Below are 16146 nucleotides of genomic sequence, written 5' to 3' on the forward strand. Positions count from 1 at the left end.
AAGCCGCCACCGCGCAAGTCCTCCCCGTGCCAGCGGCCACCGTGCATGTGGCCACTGCGAAAACCCCTTTTCGGTCTGACCTATAGTACCATCGCATCAATCGCGGATGAGGGGTGCAAGCATGGATCTTGCGGACTCGCCAGGGGAACGACACTTCCGCGCCGAGGTCCGGGAATGGCTGGCGACGGCACTTCCGCGCCTTCCCTGGCCGGAGCCGGCCGATCTGGTCGAGAAGCTGCCGTTCTGGCGGCAGTGGCAACGTCTGTTGTTCGACGCCGGTTATGCCGGGCTGTCGTGGCCGAAGGAGTACGGCGGCGGTGGCGCCGACGCGAAAATACGCGCGGTCTTCGCCGAGGAGACCGACCGCGCCGGCGTCCCCGAACGGCTGAACATCATCGGTGAGGACCTCGCGGGTCCGACGATCATCGAGTTCGGCACGGACGAGCAGAAGGAGCGCTTCCTGCGGCCGATCCTCACCGGCGAGGAGATCTGGTGCCAGCTCTTCTCCGAGCCGGAGGCCGGCTCGGACCTGGCGTCGTTGCGGACCAGGGCGACCAGGGTCGACGGCGGCTGGCTGCTCCAGGGCCAGAAGATCTGGACCAGCCGGGCGCACCTCGCCGCCAACGGCATCCTGCTCGCGCGCACCGGCGGCGGGCCGCGCCACAAGGGGATCACCTACTTCCTGCTGCCGATGGACGCCGACGGCGTCACCATCCGTCCGCTCGCGCACATGCTGGGCGAGGCCGAGTTCAACGAGGTCTTCCTCGACGACGTCTTCATCCCGGACGACAGGGTCGTCGGCGAGGTGGACGGCGGCTGGCGGGTCGCGATGGCCACGCTGTCCTACGAGCGGGTCGCCATTGCCACCGGCCGGGTGAACACCAAGCGCGCCGTCGACACCATCATCGCCGACATCGGCCGGCGCACCGGCGACGACGGGCGCCCGCTGGGGGAGGACCCGGCGATCCGCCAGAAGGTCGCCGACCTCTACGGGCGCGCCCTGATCCACTATCTCATCGGCCAGCGGGTGGTCACGCTCGCCGCCGCCGACGGCCCGCCCGGGCCGGTCACCTCGATCGGCAAGCTCTACTTCTGCCCGCTCGTCGAGGACCTGGCCGACTTCCGGCTCTCGCTGGAGCCGCTGGGCGGCCAGTTCTCCCCGGATGCCAGGGAACTGGACAGCACGCGCTGGCTCCGGCTGGCCTACCAGGCCCGCGGCACCGCGATCGCCGGCGGATCCACCTTCATCCAGCGCAACATCGTCGCTGAACGTATCCTCGACATGCCCCGGAGCTGACCGTGACCGAGCATACTGGGACCGAGCACACCGGGACCGAACACGCCGGGACCGGGTACACCTGGACCCCCACCTCGGAGTACATCGAGAACGCCAACGTCACCCGGTTGGCGCGGGCGCACGGCCTGTCGTCGCTGGCCGAGTTGCGCGAGCGCTCGGTGCGCGACATCGGCTGGTACTGGGACGCCGTGGTCAAGGACCTGGGCCTGCCCTTCCGCACGCCGTACTCGCGGGTGGTCGACCTCTCCGCGGGTATCGAGCATCCCGACTGGTTCGTGGGCGGCGAGCTCAACATCGTCGACGCCTGCCTGGGGCGCTGGGACGGTGACGCCTCGGTCGCGAACCGGCCGGCCGTCATCCACACGGCCGAGGACGGCACGACCACGACGGTGACCTACCGTGAGCTCACCCGGCAGGTGGAGCGGGTCAGCGCCGGCCTGCGCCGGCTCGGGATCGGCAGGGGCGACGCGGTCGCCCTGTTCCTGCCGATGATCCCCGAGGCCGTCGTCGCCTCCTACGCGGTCGCCCGCATCGGCGCGGTCCTGGTGCCGCTGTTCTCCGGGTTCGCGCCCTCCGCCATCGCCTCCCGTATCCAGGACGCCGACGCCAGGGCGGTCGTCGTCGCCGACGGCACCATCCGGCGCCGCCGCGCGGTGGCCATGAAACCGCTGCTCGATGAGGCGTTGCGGTCCTGCCCGACGGTGGAGCACGTCGTCGTCGTCGGCAACCTCGACGATGCCCCGGAGACCTCCGCGACCAGGGATGTCCGGTGGAGCGACCTGCTCACCGGCCCGGATGACGCCGGCCCGGACGGCGCTGGCGAGGCCGAGGCGCTGCGCGCGACCGACACCCTGCTGCTGGCGTACACCTCCGGGACGACGGGCCGGCCCAAGGGTGCCGTCCACACCCACGCAGGCTTCCTGGTGAAGGTGGCCAGCGAGGTCGCCTACTCCTTCGACGTCGGCCCGGGGGGCGTGTTCTGCTGGGTGACGGACATGGGCTGGATCATGGGCCCATTATCGATCTTCGGGACGCACGCCAACGGCGCGACGCTGCTGCTCTACGAGGGCTCGCCCGACGTGCCCGACACCAACCGCCTGTGGGACCTGGTGGACCGGCACCGCGTCACCATGCTCGGGGTCTCGCCGACGCTGATCCGCACGCTGCGCTCCAGCGAGAAGATCTCGCTGGACGACTTCGATCTGTCGTCGGTGCGCGTGCTCGGCTCGACGGGTGAGCCATGGCACCCCGACTCCTACGAATGGCTGGCCAGGGACGTCTTCGGGGGGCGGGTCCCGATCATCAATTTCTCGGGCGGCACCGAGGTCGGCGGATCCTTCCTCGCGCCGTACCCGGTCGAGCCCATCCGCAGCTGCTCGCTGGGCGGCCCGTCGCTGGGCATGGACGTCGACGTGGTGGACGACCGGGCACAGCCGGTGCGCGGTGAGGTCGGCGAGCTGGTGTGCCGTCAGCCCTGGCCGGCGATGACGCGCGGGGTGTGGCGGGACGAGGCCCGCTATCTCGAGGCGTACTGGTCGACCTTCCCCGGCCTGTGGCGCCACGGCGACTTCGCCCTGGTCGACAAGGACGGGCAGTGGTTCATCCTGGGCCGCTCCGACGACGTCATGAACGTGGCGGGCAAGCGCCTGGCACCGGCCGAGGTCGAATCTGTCATGATCACCCATCCGGCGGTGGCCGAGGCGGCGGCGGTCGGCGTCCCGGACCCGAAGAAGGGCGAGGCTGTCTGGGCGTTCTGGGTTCCCCGCCCGGACGCGACGGAGGACGTCTCGGCGCAGTTGCGGGAGATGGTCGCGGCCGAGCTCGGCAAGCCCTTCGCCCCGGGGCTGGTCCGGCGTGTGTCGCAACTGCCCAAGACGCGGTCGGCGAAGATACTGCGGCGCGCGGTGCGGGCGGCGGCCCTGGGCCGGGATCCCGGGGATCTTTCCGGCGCGGAGAACCCGGACGCGGTGGAGGAGATCCGCGCGGCGGTCGGGCTGGACGCCTGAGCGCGGGTGGACCGGAATCGGGGCGGGTTCCGACGGGGCCTCGGTGGGCGGGTGACCGCCTGTCACGTCCCGTTGGGCACCGAGATCTCGGTGCGTTCCTCGACCTCGAGGACCGCCTGGGCGTAGGAGTGGACGTGACGGTTCATCCGGCGTACCGCGGCCTCGGGGTCCCGCGCGCGAATGGCCCTGGTGATGGACACGTGCGCCTTCGCCGTCAGCCGTCGCACCTCATCGTTGATGAACCGCTCGTTCTCGGTGGCCGTGTAGATCGCCCGCGACAGGGCGGTCATGAGGCCGATCAGCAACTCGTTGTGGCTGGCGGTGGCCACGCCCACGTGCCAGTCGACGTTGGCCTGCAGGAACGCCGCCAGCGTGCTGCCGGTGTCGGTGATGGCCTCGTTGGCGGCATCGAGCGCCTTCAGGTCGTCCTCCGTGCGGTACCGGGCGGCGAGCTGGGCGCAGAACGGCTCGATGGCCTCGCGGGTCTCCAGCAGCGCGGCCAGCCGGATCTGCTGGCCCCTGATCACCAGGCTCACCGAGGTCTCGACCGCGTCCTTGCTTGGCCGCTGGACAAAGGCGCCACCGGCCCGGCCGGCCTTGATCCGGACCAGGCCCTGAACCTCAAGGATGCGCAGGGCCTCCCGGACGGTTGAACGGCTCATCCGGGTCTGCGTGACCAGCTCACGCTCTGGTGGAAGCGGTGTGTCCTCGGTGAACTCGCCGGTGAGGATGCGCTCGCGAAGCTCGTTCGCCAGCACGTCCGATGCCTTGGGGACCTCCATGGGAGCGAGCCGGATCGCCGATCGATCCTTCTTCAACGCGTCGGCCATGTGATTCCATCTATCGATGGTCTATTGGTCAGACCTAAGTTACCATCCGAACATCGTGCGCAGGGCAATCATGGACGAGCATGACAGGAGCGGGCATGCGGTGGGATCTGGCCGACGAGCAGGAGATGTTCCGGGACTCGTTGGGCGAGTGGCTGGACCGTTTCGCCCCCGCCGAGACCGTGCACAACTGGCTCGGCGCCGGTGACGCCGCCACCTTCGAGGGGCTGTTCGTCTCGGAGGGCTGGCTGGCCGTGGGGTTCGCGGAGGAGTACGGCGGTCAGGGCGGCGGCCTGTTGGAGCTCGCGCTCACGGCCGAGCGGCTGGGGCGGCACAGCGCCCCGTCCAGCGCGTGGACGGCGTCGGTGCTCGCCGTCGAGGCGTTGACCGGCCTGCCGGGGCGGGTCGCCGCGGTGCTCACCGACGGCAGCTTCGCGGCTCTCGCCGTGGACGCGGACAGGCCGCCGGACGAGCCCGGCTCGGTTGTCCGGGTGGAGGCCGACCGGGCCGGCCTGGACGGCCAGGAGATCGGAGTCCTGCGCGGCACCGTACGGTCGGTCCTCGGCGCGGACCGCGCCCGGTACCTGGTCGTTCCGGCGAGCACGGCCGCGGGGCGGGCGTTGTTCCTGGTCGACGTCGACACCGAGGGTGTGGGGATCAGGGCTCGCGAACTGCTGGACCGCAGCCGCTCGGTGGCGGATGTGGATCTTGCCGACGTTCCCGCCCGGCGGCTGGACGTCGACGCCGAGCGGGTGCTCGCCCAGGCCGCGCTGCGGGCGGCCGTTCTCGTCGCCGCCGACAGCCTCGGGGCCGCGGAGCGCATGCTGCGTCTCGCGGTGGAGTACAGCAAGCAGCGACGGCAGTTCGGGGTCCCGATCGGCTCGTTCCAGGCGGTGAAGCACGCGGCCGCCTCCATCCTGGTCTCGGTCGAGGCAGCTCGGTCCATCGTCTACTTCGCCGCCGCGTCCGTGGACCAGGGGAACGAGGAGGCGGCGCTGCACGCGGCGACCGCGAAGGCGCAGGTCACGGCCGCCGGTGAGCAGGCGGCCGACAGCGCGCTGACCATGCACGGCGCCATCGGCTACACCTGGGAGCACGAACTGCAGCTCGCCTACAAGCGGGCGAAGCTGAACAAACGGCTCTTCGGCGCGCCGGGCGTGTGGAACGAGCGGCTGGCCGCGGCACTGCCTCTGCTGCCCGTCAGCTGATACAGACTTTTTGGTCTGTCCTTTGATACGCTCCATCCAAAAGTTGTCGTGCCTGGCTGAACAGGAGACCTGCCGTGGACTTCGACCTGACAGAGGACCAGGCGACGATCCGCAAAGCTGTCGCCGAACTCGCGAACAAGTTTGACGATCAGTACTGGTTAGAGAAGGACTCCGCACACGAGTTCCCGACCGAGTTCTACGACGCGTTCGCCAGAGGCGGCTGGTTGGGGATCACCACGCCCGAGGAGTACGGCGGTCACGGCCTCGGTATCACCGAGGCGTCGATCCTGCTCGAAGAGGTGTCGGCGTCCGGCGGCGGCATGAACGCCGCGAGCTCGATGCACCTGTCGATCTTCGGGATGCACCCGGTCATCGTCCACGGCTCGGAAGAGCTCAAGCGGCGCAACCTGCCCCGCATCGTCAACGGCGACCTGCACGTGTGCTTCGGGGTCACCGAGCCGGGCGCGGGGCTCGACACCACGCGCATCACCACGTTCGCCCGCCGGGACGGCGATCACTACGTGGTCAACGGGCGCAAGGTGTGGATCTCCAAGGCGCTGGAGTCCGAGAAGGTCCTCCTGCTCACCAGGACGACCAAGTACGAGGACGTGAAGAAGAAGACCGACGGCATGACCCTCTTCCTGACCAACCTCGACCGCAACGCGGTCGACATCCGGCCGATCAGGAAGATGGGGCGCAACGCGGTCAGCTCGAACGAGCTCTTCATCGACGACCTACGCATTCCGGTGGAGGACCGGGTCGGCGAGGAGGGTGCGGGGTTCCGGTACCTGCTGGACGGGCTGAACCCGGAGCGGATGCTGATAGCCGCCGAGGCGCTCGGGCTGGGCCGCGCCGCGCTGCGGCAGGCCGTCCGCTACGGCAACGAGCGCGAGGTGTTCGGCCGTCCCATCGGCAAGAACCAGGGCCTGCAGTTCCCGCTGGCCGACTCGCTGGCCCACCTCGACGCGGCTGAACTGGTGCTGCGCAAGGCGACCTGGCTCTACGACCAGGGCAAGCCCTGCGCCCGGGAGGCGAACACCGCCAAGTACCTGTGCGCCGACGCCGGTTTCCAGGCGGCCGACCGGGCGCTGCAGACGCACGGCGGAATGGGCTACTCCGAGGAGTACCCCGTCGCGCGCTACTTCCGGGAGGCGCGGCTGCTGCGGATCGCCCCGATCAGCCAGGAAATGGTCCTGAACTATCTCGGCCCACACGTTCTCGGTCTGCCCAGGAGCTACTGATGTTCGGTTTGCACGGCCGCTCGGCACTGGTGACGGGGGCGGGCAGCGGGATCGGGGCGGCGGTCGCGGAGGCGTTCGCGGCCGCGGGCGCCGCGGTCCTCGTCTCCGACATCGACGAACAGGCGGCGAAGTCGGTGGCGGAACGGATCCGCGCCACCGGAGGCACGACGGACTCCTTCGCCCTCGACGTCCGCGACGGCACGGCCGCCGCCGAGGCCGCCCGGCGCGCGGCGGCGCTCGCCGACGGCACCCTGCACATCCTGGTCAACATCGCCGGCGCGATCGCACCGGCGATGTTCCCCGACCTCACCCAGGAGGCGTTCCGCCGGATCATCGACATCCACCTGGTCGGCAGCTTCGTGTGCAGCCAGGCCGCCCTGCCGTACCTGCCCGAGGACGGCAGCGGGCGCATCATCAACGTGACCTCGGCCGCGGGGCTGCAGGGCACGATCGGGCAGGCCAACTACGGGGCGGCGAAGGCCGGCATCATCGGCCTGACGAAGTCGCTGGCCAAGGAGCTCGCGCGGCGCAACGTCACGGTCAACGCGCTGGCCCCGCTGGCGGCCACACCCATGACGCAGAACATCCGCAGCAACGAGAAGCTGGCGCAGAAGACACTGGCGAGAATCCCGCTCGGCCGCTGGGCGCAGCCGGCGGAGATCGCCGGCAGTTTCGTGTTCTTCGCCTCCGACGCGGCCGCGTACATCACGGGCCAGGTGCTGCCCGTCGACGGTGGAACGGTGATGTGATGACCAGGGCGACCACAAGCCCCTTCCTGCACACCGGCCGGGAGGTGCTGATAGCGGAGGCCGTCCGCACACCCATCGGCAGGTCGCACCCGGAGCGGGGCTGGTACCGCGACACCCACCCCAACGCGATCCTCGCCGCCTGCTACACCGAGCTGATCGCCCGCGGCGGTATCGCTCCCGACGTGGTCGAGGACCTCGTCATCGGCTGTACGGCGCCCTTCGGCGAGCAGTCGCGCAACATCGGGCGCAACGCCTGGCTGCAGGCCGGCTACCCGCCCGAGGTGCCCGCCGTCACCCTCGACCGGCGCTGCGGGTCGGCGCAGACCGCGCTCGCCATGGCGGCCGCGCTGATCGGCTCCGGCACGCACGACGTGGTCATCGCCGGCGGCGTCGAGCATATGGGGCACGTCCCCATCAACTCGCCAGGCAAGATCTCCGAACTGTACGGCGACCCGTGGCCGCTTCAGCTGCGCGACCGGTACTCCTTCGTCCACCAGGGCGAGAGCGCCGAGCTGATCGCGGACCGCTGGCAGATCAGCCGCACGGAGATGGACGAGTTCGCGGTGCGCTCGCACCAGCTGGCCGTCGCGGCGGTCGACGAGGGCCGCTTCGCCGCCGAGATGGTGCCCCTGGAACTGGCGGGGGAGATCCGTAGCAGCGACCAGAGCATCCGGCCGGGCACCAACCTGGAGACGCTGGCCGGCCTGAAGCCTTCCTTCCGCCCGGAGGACGGGCGCATCACGGCCGGCAGCTCGTCACCGATCTCCGACGGCGCCGCCGCCGTGCTGCTCGCCTCCCGCCCGGCCGCGCAGCGTCACGGCCTGAAGGTCCGGGCCCGCGTCCTCGACCAGACCACGGTCGGGGTCGACCCGATCATCATGTTGACCGGCCCCATCCCCGCGACGCGCAAGCTGCTCGAGCGCAACGGGCTCACGATCGACGACATCGACCTGATCGAGATCAACGAGGCGTTCAGCTCCGTGGTGCTTGCCTGGGAACGCGAGCTCAAGCCCGACATGGACCGGGTCAACGTCAACGGCGGGGCCATCGCGCTCGGGCATCCCGTCGGCGCCACCGGCTCGCGCCTGACCGCCACGATCCTCGCCGAACTGCAACGGCGCGACGCCGAGCTCGGCCTGATCACGATGTGCTGCGGCGGCGGGCTCGGCACCGCCACCCTGGTGCAGCGGCTCGACGGATGATCGATCTCACGAGGTACCTGGCGCCGGGTGCCGGTGTCTGGTGGGGCCAGGCGAGCGCGGAACCGCAGCCGCTGGTGCACGCGCTGCTCGACCAGATCGACCGGCTCGGCCCGCGGCGCGCCTTCTGCGGGCTGAGCTGGGACAAGCGGCTCACCCGGGAGCTGCCCGAGGCACTCCGTCTGGTCTCCTACGGCGGCCTGGGCGAGTTACGGGTGCTCAGCCGTGCCGGGCGCCTCGACGTGCTGCCGTGCCACTACTCCGCGCTACCGCGGATGTTCGCCGAGGGGCACCTGCCCCGCGACGTCGGCTTCGTTCAGGTCTCGCCGCCGGACGCCGACGGCACCTGCTCGCTCGGTGTCGGCGTGGACTACGCCGCCGACGCCGTGCGGCACACCCCCGTGCTGATCGCCGAGATCAACCAACGGATGCCGGCGACCGTCGGCACGCCACGGATCCCGCTGAGCCGGTTCGCGGCCGTGGTGGAGACCGACCGCCCGCTGCGGCAGGCACCCGAACGCCCGCCGGACAGCACGGACCAGGCCATCGCGCGCAACGTTGCGCAGCTCGTCGAGGACGGGAACACCCTCCAGATGGGTGTCGGTCCACTTCCATCCGCGGTCCTCGACTGCCTCGTCGGCCACCGGGACCTCGGCTTCCACTCCGGGATGATCTCCGACGGCATCATGCGCCTGGTCGACAAGGGCGTGCTGACCGGGGCGCGCAAGGAGATCGACCAGGGCGTCGTCGTCACCGGCGCGGCGCTCGGCAGCACCGAACTGTACGAACGGCTGGCCGAACTGCCGGTCGAGTTCCGCCCCGCCAGCTACACGCACGCCCCGGCGACACTGTCCCACCTGCGTTCGCTGGTGTCGATCAACTCGGCCATCGAGGTCGACCTGACCGGGCAGGTCGGAGCCGAGGTACGGCGCGGCGCCCTGATCGGGGCGGTCGGCGGCCAGGTCGACTTCTCGCGGGCGGCGGCCCTGACCGGGACCCGTTCCGTCATCGCGCTGCGCGCGCGTTCCGGAGCGGAGTCCACGATCAGGCCGGCTCTCGAGGCAGGAGTGGTGACGACGTCCCGGTCGGACGTGGACGTGGTCGTGACGGAGTACGGCGCCGCGCACCTGCGCGGCTGTGACCTTGTGGAACGTGCCCGGCGCCTGATCGCCATCGCCGCGCCGGAGCATCAGGAAGCCCTCGAGCGGGCTGTCTCGGACAGATCCTGAGCAGCCCGGTCAGGCCCGCGGCGACACAGGCCCGCGGAGAACGGAGAGGAGTCCGAACAATGAGCACGCACCGCCCCGACCGTGTGCACATCCGGGAGGTCGGCCCACGGGACGGTTTCCAGAACGAGCCGGAACGCATCGCCACCGACAACAAGGTCCGGCTCATCAACGCCCTGGGCCGAGCCGGTTTCAAACGGATCGAGGTGGCCAGCTTCGTCCGCCCGGACGTGATCCCACAGCTTGCCGACCGCGTGCAGGTACTTGAGCGCATCGACGTGCCCGACGACGTGTCGCTCATGGTCCTCGTCCCGAACAGCAGGGGGCTGGACAACGCGCTGAAGGTGCGCCACCTCTTCCACGAGATCGCGGTCTTCGTGTCCGCGTCGGAGACGCACAACAAGAAGAACGTCAACCGCACCGTCGACGAGACGATGGCCGACAACGACGTCATGGTCGGCCGGATCCGGGCGGAGGGGCTGCGCTGCGCCGCCGTCATCGCGACGTCCTTCGGCTGCCCGTACGAGGGCAGGATCGAGCTGAAGCGGGTGCTGGACATCGCGGAGCGGTTCGCCGAGGCGGGGGCGACCGAGATCGGTTTCGGTGACACCACCGGGATGGCCAACCCCGCGTACGCCGGCGAGTTCTTCACCGCGGCGCTCGAACGGCTGCCCGGCGTCGAGGTCACCGCCCACTTCCACAACACGCGGGGGCAGGGGCTGGCCAACGCGTTCGCCGCGCTGGAAGCCGGCTGCTCCAGCTTCGAGTCGAGCTTCGGTGAGCTCGGTGGCTGCCCCGTCCCGGCCGGGTCGACCGGCAACATCGCCACCGAGGACCTGGTGAGCATGTTCCACGAGATGGGTGTGGCCACCGGCCTGTCGCTGCCCGCGATCATCGAGGCGGCCCGCGAGGCGCAGTCGGTGCTCGGCCGCACCCTCACCAGCCACTCGCTCATCGCCGGGCCGGTGAACTGGCCGTCCAGCGCCGCCTGACGGCTTTTCCGCCGGCACGGTTTTCCCGGCGGCACGGCTTTTCCAGCGACACGACGAACACACGACACGACGAGCACAGCGGAGACAAACATGAGCAATCGGGTCGCCTTCGTCACCGGCGGCGCGCAGGGCATCGGCGAGGGCATCTCGCGGACGCTCGGGGCCAGGGGTTTCCAGGTCGCCGTCGCCGACCTCAACTTCGAGGCGGCGACGGCCACCGCCGCGGCCGTCAACGCCGCCGGCGGCAAGGCCATCGCCGTCCACGTGGACGTGACGGACACCGCCTCCGTCCAGGCCGGGGTGAAGGCGGTGACCGGCGAGCTCGGCCCGGTCGAGATCGCCGTGAACAACGCCGGCTGGGACGACTTCCTCAAGTTCGTCGACACCACCGAGGAGTTCTGGGACCGCATCCTGGAAATCAACTTCAAGGGGGCGCTGCGGGTCACCAAGACCGTGGTACCCGGCATGCTGGAGCGGGGCTGGGGGCGCATCATCAACATCGGCTCCGACGCGGGCCGGGTCGGCTCCTCGCTCGAGGCGGTGTACTCCGGTGCCAAGGGCGGCATCATCGCCTTCACCAAGACGCTCGCCCGCGAGGTGGCCACCAGGGGCGTCACCGCGAACACCGTCTGCCCCGGCCCCACCGACACGCCCGCCCTGCGCAAGTTCGCCGACAACGCCGGCCAGGACGCCGAGAAGGTCATCGCCGGAATGACGCGGTCGGTGCCCCTGCGCCGCCTGGCGCAGCCGAGCGACGTGGCGGCGGCCGTCGCGTTCTTCGCCTCCGACGACAGCGGCTACATCACCGGTCAGACGCTGTCGGTCAGCGGCGGGCTCACCATGGCCTGACCGGCCCGCCGGCCCGGCCGAAGACGTTTCACCCGGAAAGATATCCGCCCAGAATGGCAGGCGGCGGCCGGCACCCGTTTCACGGGTCGTGTCCGTGGCCACCGCGGATCCACGAGCTGCTGATGAGGATGGCGCAATGCCCGACCCTGGTAGGCCCGACGTTGGTAACACGGCCGTCAGATGGGATCGCGTGGCGGACGGCGTTCTGCGTGTGACGCTGGAACGGCCGCCCGCGAACGCGCTCGGCAAGCCCATTATCGAAGGGCTGGCCGCCGCGCTGGACGAGCTGGACGCGGCGGGCAACGTCATAACCGTCGTCACGTCCGCCATTCCGGGTTTCTTCGCCGCCGGCGCGGATATCAAGCACATGTCCGGGGTGGACGCCGAGTCCTTCCTGGCCTATGGCAACGAGCTGCGTGGCGTGCTCGACCGACTTGCCGCGCCGAACCGCGTCACGATCGCGGCCATTGACGGGCTGGCCCTCGGCGGTGGGCTTGAGCTCGCGATGGCGTGCACGCTGCGGATTGCCGGGGCCGGGGCGCGCCTCGGTCTGCCCGAGGCCAGGCTCGGCCTGATTCCCGGCGCGGGCGGCACCCAGCGGTTGCCTCGGCTCGTCGGCCGTGGCCGGGCCCTCGACATCATGTTGACGGCCAGGCAGGTGCCCGCGCCGGAAGCCCACGCGATCGGCCTCGTCGACCGGCTCGTCGCGGACGGGCAGGCCGAGCAGGAGGCGCTCAAACTCGCCGCCGAACTGCGCCGGCTGTCACAGCCCGCTCTGCATGCCGTGATCCGGACGGTCGACGCCGCGTTCGACCTGCCGCTGTCGGCGGGTTTTGCCTACGAAGTCGCCCAGGAACAGGAGCTGTTCGAGTCGGGCGAAGCAAAAGAGGGGCTGGCGGCGTTCCTGGAGAAGCGTCCGCCGAAATTCGTCTGACAGCCGGCCCGGTCGACCGGTCAGCCCGCCGTCGGGGTGGGCCGGTATCCGTAACGGCAGTGGATTTGCTCCTCGGATTCTGACGGGATTTTTTCCATGGCAGTGAATCGTTATACGTTGACCGACGAACAGCGATCAGAGCTGATTATGCTGGTTCGCGGTTCGGCCGAGGAACGGGCGGTTGCCGACCGGGCGCGGATGGTTCTGTGGTGGGACGAGGGTATGTCGGCCCGCGCGATAGCCGCTCTGCTGCACGTGTCGCCACCCACCGTGTACCTGTGGCCGGCCCGTTTCGCCAGGCTCGGGACCGAGGGACTTTACGACGCGCCGCGGCCCGCGCCGCCGCCTGTTCATGACGGGCGGGTGCGTGCGAGGATTCTCGCGCTGACACGGCAGTCGCCTCCCGCGGAGACCGGGCTGCGGCGCTGGTCGAGCCGTGCGATGGCGCGGTATCTGCAGCGCTCCGAGGGAGTCGCGGTGTCACACACCTTCATCGCCGACCTCTGGCGGGAGAACAACCTTCAGCCGTATCGGACGGGAACCTTCAGGCTGCCGGCAGGCCCGGGCCCGCGGGCGCCGGACAGCGCCGCTGCCGACCGGTTCCAGCGTTTACCGCGTGGCGAGATGCACACGAACAGTTGAGGGGAAGAACTGTGGGGAGCCTCGAGGAAACGGCGTTCGAGACCATCCGGATCGAACGCCCCACGGACGGCATCGTCGTCGCCACCCTGAACCGTCCGGAGCGGCTGAACGCGATGACGGTGCGCATGTTCGAGGAACTCGAGGACCTGGCCCTGGCGGTGGACAGCGACCTCGACGCGCGCGCCCTGATCATCACGGGCGCGGGGGACCGGGCCTTCTGCGCCGGCTACGACCTCGACGACGCCGAGGAGCTGTCGAGCCTGTCGCCCATGGGCATGCTCGTACGCCAGGAGCGTGCCGCCCGGGCGCTGGCGACGGTCCGCTCGATCCGGATCCCGGTGATCGCGGCGATCAACGGCACCGCCGCGGGCGGCGGGATGTCACTCGTGCTCGTCGCCGACATCCGGCTGGCCACGCCGTCGGCCAAGTTCAACGCCGCCTTCGTGCGCATCGGCCTGTCCGCCGGGGACATGGGCTCCTCCTGGCTGCTGCCGCGCATCGTCGGCCCCGGACGCAGCGCCGACATCGCCTTTACCGCGCGTTTCGTCGGGGCGGAGGAGGCCGAGGAGATCGGTCTCGTCAACAGGATCGTCCCGGCGGACAGCCTGCTGGCCGAGGCCATCGCCATGGCCGAGCTCATCCGTGCCAACCCGGCCGGCGGTATACAGCTGTCCAAACGGTCGCTGCAGGCCAACATGGAGGTGTCCTCGTACCCGGCCGCCCTGGAGCTGGAGAACCGCGGCCAGGTGGTGCTCACCAGGGACGAGGAGATCGACATCCCGGCGGCCCTCGAGGCTCTCAGGCGGGAGTACGCCGACGCGCTGGAGCACACCGGCGCTCCTGTTCCCGGGCCGGCCGTTGCCGGGCCAGCTGTTGCCGGGCCGGCCGTTTCCAGGCCGGTGACGACGGATCGGACCAACAGTGGGGAAGGCGGTTTCATGCTCCAGTTCGAGCCACCGAAGTTGGAGACGCTGACACTTGAGCCCCTTGAGGGCGGCAGCGTGTTGTTGACGGTCAACCGTCCCACCCGGATGAACTCGCTGACGGTCAAGATGTTCGAGGAGTTCAACACCGTCGCCTACGCGCTGCGGGACACCGACGCCAGGGCACTGATCCTCACCGGGTCGGGCGACCGCGCGTTCTGCGCGGGTTTCGACCTGGACGAGATCGGCGTCATCGCCACCATGGGCGTGCGTGAGTTCCTGCGTTTCCAGGAGGTGGCCGCCGGAGGTTTCGCGGCGATTCGCGGTCTTCCCTTCCCCGTGATCGCGGCCATCCACGGGGCGGCCTCGGGAGGCGGGCTGGCCCTCGCGCTCGCCGCGGACATCCGCCTGGTCGCGCCGACCGCCAAGTTCAACGCCCCGTTCGTCCGGCTCGGGCTGTCCATCGGGGACCTGGGCACCTCATGGCAGCTGACGCGGCTGGTCGGGCCCGGCCGGGCGGCTGAGATCGCCTACACCGTGCGTACCGTCGAGGCCGAGGAGGCGGTCCGCATCGGGCTGGCGAACCGGCTCGTGCCGTCGGAGACGCTGTTGGAGGAGGCGTTCACGGTCGCGAGGCAGATCGCCAGCAACTCACCCGCTGGTATCCGCATGTCCAAGCGCGCGCTGCAGCACAACCTGGAGAACGCCTCCTTCGCGGCGGCACTTGAGCTGGAGAACCGCGGCCAGGCGCTGCTGACGCGCGGCGAGGACATGACCGAGGCCCTGACGGCGTTCAAGGCACGCCGGCCGCCACGTTTCACCGGCCAGTAGGGGACAGCCGGGGGAGAGGGTCGGAAGGACACGCCGTCGGACGCCTGGTTGGCAGGCGGACCGGCGGCGCGAAAAATGGGGAGGTTTCAGCGGGAAAGCGAGTTCGAGAAACCGAGAAAACGAAAGAATGCCCCCGAAAAATCGCCGTCCGGGAGCATTCTTTCACGTGCAAGGAGGGGCAGGAGGGAGGTACCGTCAGACGGTGCGCTGGGCCTTGCTCTGCGCGCTCGCCAGCTGGCTGCGCTCGCGGATGTCCGCCCAGTCCTGGTCGCTCAGGGTGGTCAGGCCCGCGAACGTGCCCGGGCCGGCCAGTTTCTGCCCCCCGTCCATCGCGATCGTCTCGCCGGTGAGGTAGTCGCAGGCGTCCGACAGGAGGAAGATCACGAGGTTCGCCAGTTCCTCGACGGTGCCCACGCGGCGCATCGGGATCTGGTCGGCCTGGGTCGCCCCGACCGAGCTCTTGTCCGTGGGGTTGAGCATCTCCCAGGCGTAGTCCGTCGGGATGGGCCCGGGCGCGAGGGCGTTGACGCGGATGCCGTAGCGGGCCCACTCGACCGCCAGCGACATGGTCATGGCGTGCACGGCGGTCTTGCCCATCGCGGAGGGGACCACGAACGCGGAGCCGGTCCAGATCCAGGTGGTGAGCATGGACAGCACCGCTCCTGGCAGCCCCTCGGCGATCCACCGGCGGCCGGCGGCGTGGGTGGTGTTGAAGGAGCCGTTCATCACGGTCGAGCTGACAGTCTCGAAGGCGCGCGCGCTCAGGCTGGCGGTCGGCGCGATGAAGTTCGCCGCGGCATTGTTGACGACGCTGGTCAACGGCCCGTACCGGGCCCAGATCTCGGCGATGGCCGCGTCGACGAGATCTGCCCTGCGCACGTCGACCGTCTGCACCTGGACGCTGCCCGGCCGGGAGGCCGACGCCTGCGCGGCGGCCTCCTCCAGGACGGCCTGCCTGCGTCCCCACAGGTGGACCTCGGCGCCGTGCTGCACCAGGTGAGCCGCCACTCCCCGGCCGAGGCCGGTCCCACCGCCGGTGATGAGAATCCGCTTTCCCTGCAGCACGTCTGGTGAGTAGATGGACTTCGAGCTGTCAGCCATGGGTGTCCCTTGCCGGCTCTGCCGACTCTGTTGGCCCTGTAGTGGGGTTCTGTCGGCCCTTGTGGAGCCCCCTGGAGCTTTTTCTGGTTGCTCCGGGGGGCTTCTGGTGGCCCTGTCCGTG

The 16146-nt window shown here is 70.1% G+C and carries 14 protein-coding genes and 1 pseudogene; 13 read left to right on the forward strand and 2 right to left on the reverse strand.

What is annotated here, in order from left to right:
* The first annotated feature begins 121 nt into the window (after nucleotides 1–121).
* Nucleotides 122–1297: an acyl-CoA dehydrogenase family protein gene (locus CM1CMNOD_RS09130; RefSeq protein ID WP_013873372.1), complete on the forward strand. Its 1176-nt coding sequence runs from the start codon at nucleotides 122–124 to the stop codon at nucleotides 1295–1297.
* 2 nt (nucleotides 1298–1299) lie between these two features.
* Nucleotides 1300–3303 (forward strand): AMP-binding protein, encoded by a 2004-nt coding sequence (locus CM1CMNOD_RS09135; protein WP_013873373.1) that lies wholly within the window; start codon nucleotides 1300–1302, stop codon nucleotides 3301–3303.
* Nucleotides 3304–3365: 62 nt separating this feature from the next.
* Here the strand turns inward: CM1CMNOD_RS09135 and CM1CMNOD_RS09140 are convergent, their stop codons facing one another.
* Nucleotides 3366–4133 (reverse strand): FadR/GntR family transcriptional regulator, encoded by a 768-nt coding sequence (locus CM1CMNOD_RS09140; RefSeq protein WP_013873374.1) that lies wholly within the window; start codon nucleotides 4131–4133, stop codon nucleotides 3366–3368.
* Nucleotides 4134–4228: 95 nt separating this feature from the next.
* On the opposite strand from CM1CMNOD_RS09140, the gene CM1CMNOD_RS09145 reads away from it, so the two are divergent.
* From CM1CMNOD_RS09145 to CM1CMNOD_RS23945, 11 genes and pseudogenes are all read left to right on the forward strand, one after another.
* Nucleotides 4229–5338: an acyl-CoA dehydrogenase family protein gene (locus tag CM1CMNOD_RS09145; protein WP_013873375.1), complete on the forward strand. Its 1110-nt coding sequence runs from the start codon at nucleotides 4229–4231 to the stop codon at nucleotides 5336–5338.
* A 74-nt stretch (nucleotides 5339–5412) separates the two neighbouring features.
* Nucleotides 5413–6579, forward strand: a complete 1167-nt coding sequence (locus CM1CMNOD_RS09150) for an acyl-CoA dehydrogenase family protein (RefSeq protein ID WP_013873376.1) — start codon at nucleotides 5413–5415, stop codon at nucleotides 6577–6579.
* On the forward strand, nucleotides 6579–7328 hold the full coding sequence (locus tag CM1CMNOD_RS09155; protein WP_013873377.1) for an SDR family NAD(P)-dependent oxidoreductase: 750 nt from the start codon (nucleotides 6579–6581) through the stop codon (nucleotides 7326–7328). The genes CM1CMNOD_RS09150 and CM1CMNOD_RS09155 overlap by 1 nt, the downstream gene beginning before the upstream one ends.
* Complete coding sequence (locus CM1CMNOD_RS09160; RefSeq protein WP_013873378.1) at nucleotides 7328–8530, forward strand: thiolase family protein; 1203 nt, start codon at nucleotides 7328–7330, stop codon at nucleotides 8528–8530. The genes CM1CMNOD_RS09155 and CM1CMNOD_RS09160 overlap by 1 nt, the downstream gene beginning before the upstream one ends.
* Nucleotides 8527–9756, forward strand: a complete 1230-nt coding sequence (locus tag CM1CMNOD_RS09165; RefSeq protein WP_013873379.1) for an acetyl-CoA hydrolase/transferase family protein — start codon at nucleotides 8527–8529, stop codon at nucleotides 9754–9756. The genes CM1CMNOD_RS09160 and CM1CMNOD_RS09165 overlap by 4 nt, the downstream gene beginning before the upstream one ends.
* A gap of 59 nt (nucleotides 9757–9815) precedes the next feature.
* A complete protein-coding gene (locus tag CM1CMNOD_RS09170; RefSeq protein ID WP_013873380.1) occupies nucleotides 9816–10745 on the forward strand; it encodes a hydroxymethylglutaryl-CoA lyase in 930 nt (309 codons plus the stop codon).
* Nucleotides 10746–10835: 90 nt separating this feature from the next.
* Complete coding sequence (locus tag CM1CMNOD_RS09175; protein WP_013873381.1) at nucleotides 10836–11594, forward strand: SDR family NAD(P)-dependent oxidoreductase; 759 nt, start codon at nucleotides 10836–10838, stop codon at nucleotides 11592–11594.
* Nucleotides 11595–11730: 136 nt separating this feature from the next.
* Nucleotides 11731–12528 (forward strand): enoyl-CoA hydratase/isomerase family protein, encoded by a 798-nt coding sequence (locus CM1CMNOD_RS09180; RefSeq protein ID WP_013873382.1) that lies wholly within the window; start codon nucleotides 11731–11733, stop codon nucleotides 12526–12528.
* 147 nt (nucleotides 12529–12675) lie between these two features.
* Complete coding sequence (locus CM1CMNOD_RS09185) at nucleotides 12676–13170, forward strand: helix-turn-helix domain-containing protein (RefSeq protein WP_050803458.1); 495 nt, start codon at nucleotides 12676–12678, stop codon at nucleotides 13168–13170.
* Between the two features lie 11 nt (nucleotides 13171–13181).
* Nucleotides 13182–13979 (forward strand): annotated as a pseudogene (locus tag CM1CMNOD_RS23940) (enoyl-CoA hydratase/isomerase family protein); the annotation flags it as partial.
* 129 nt (nucleotides 13980–14108) lie between these two features.
* Nucleotides 14109–14924 carry an enoyl-CoA hydratase-related protein gene (locus CM1CMNOD_RS23945; RefSeq protein WP_043605967.1) on the forward strand — a complete coding sequence of 272 codons (816 nt, stop codon included), beginning with the start codon at nucleotides 14109–14111 and terminating at the stop codon, nucleotides 14922–14924.
* A gap of 195 nt (nucleotides 14925–15119) precedes the next feature.
* Here CM1CMNOD_RS23945 and CM1CMNOD_RS09200 read toward each other — a convergent pair whose 3' ends face one another.
* Nucleotides 15120–16025 carry an SDR family oxidoreductase gene (locus tag CM1CMNOD_RS09200; protein WP_013873385.1) on the reverse strand — a complete coding sequence of 302 codons (906 nt, stop codon included), beginning with the start codon at nucleotides 16023–16025 and terminating at the stop codon, nucleotides 15120–15122.
* Nucleotides 16026–16146: the final 121 nt, after the last annotated feature.

It is taken from the genome of Protofrankia symbiont of Coriaria myrtifolia, from assembly GCF_900634755.1.
In the GTDB taxonomy this organism is placed as follows: Bacteria; Actinomycetota; Actinomycetes; order Frankiales; family Frankiaceae; genus Protofrankia; species Protofrankia coriariae.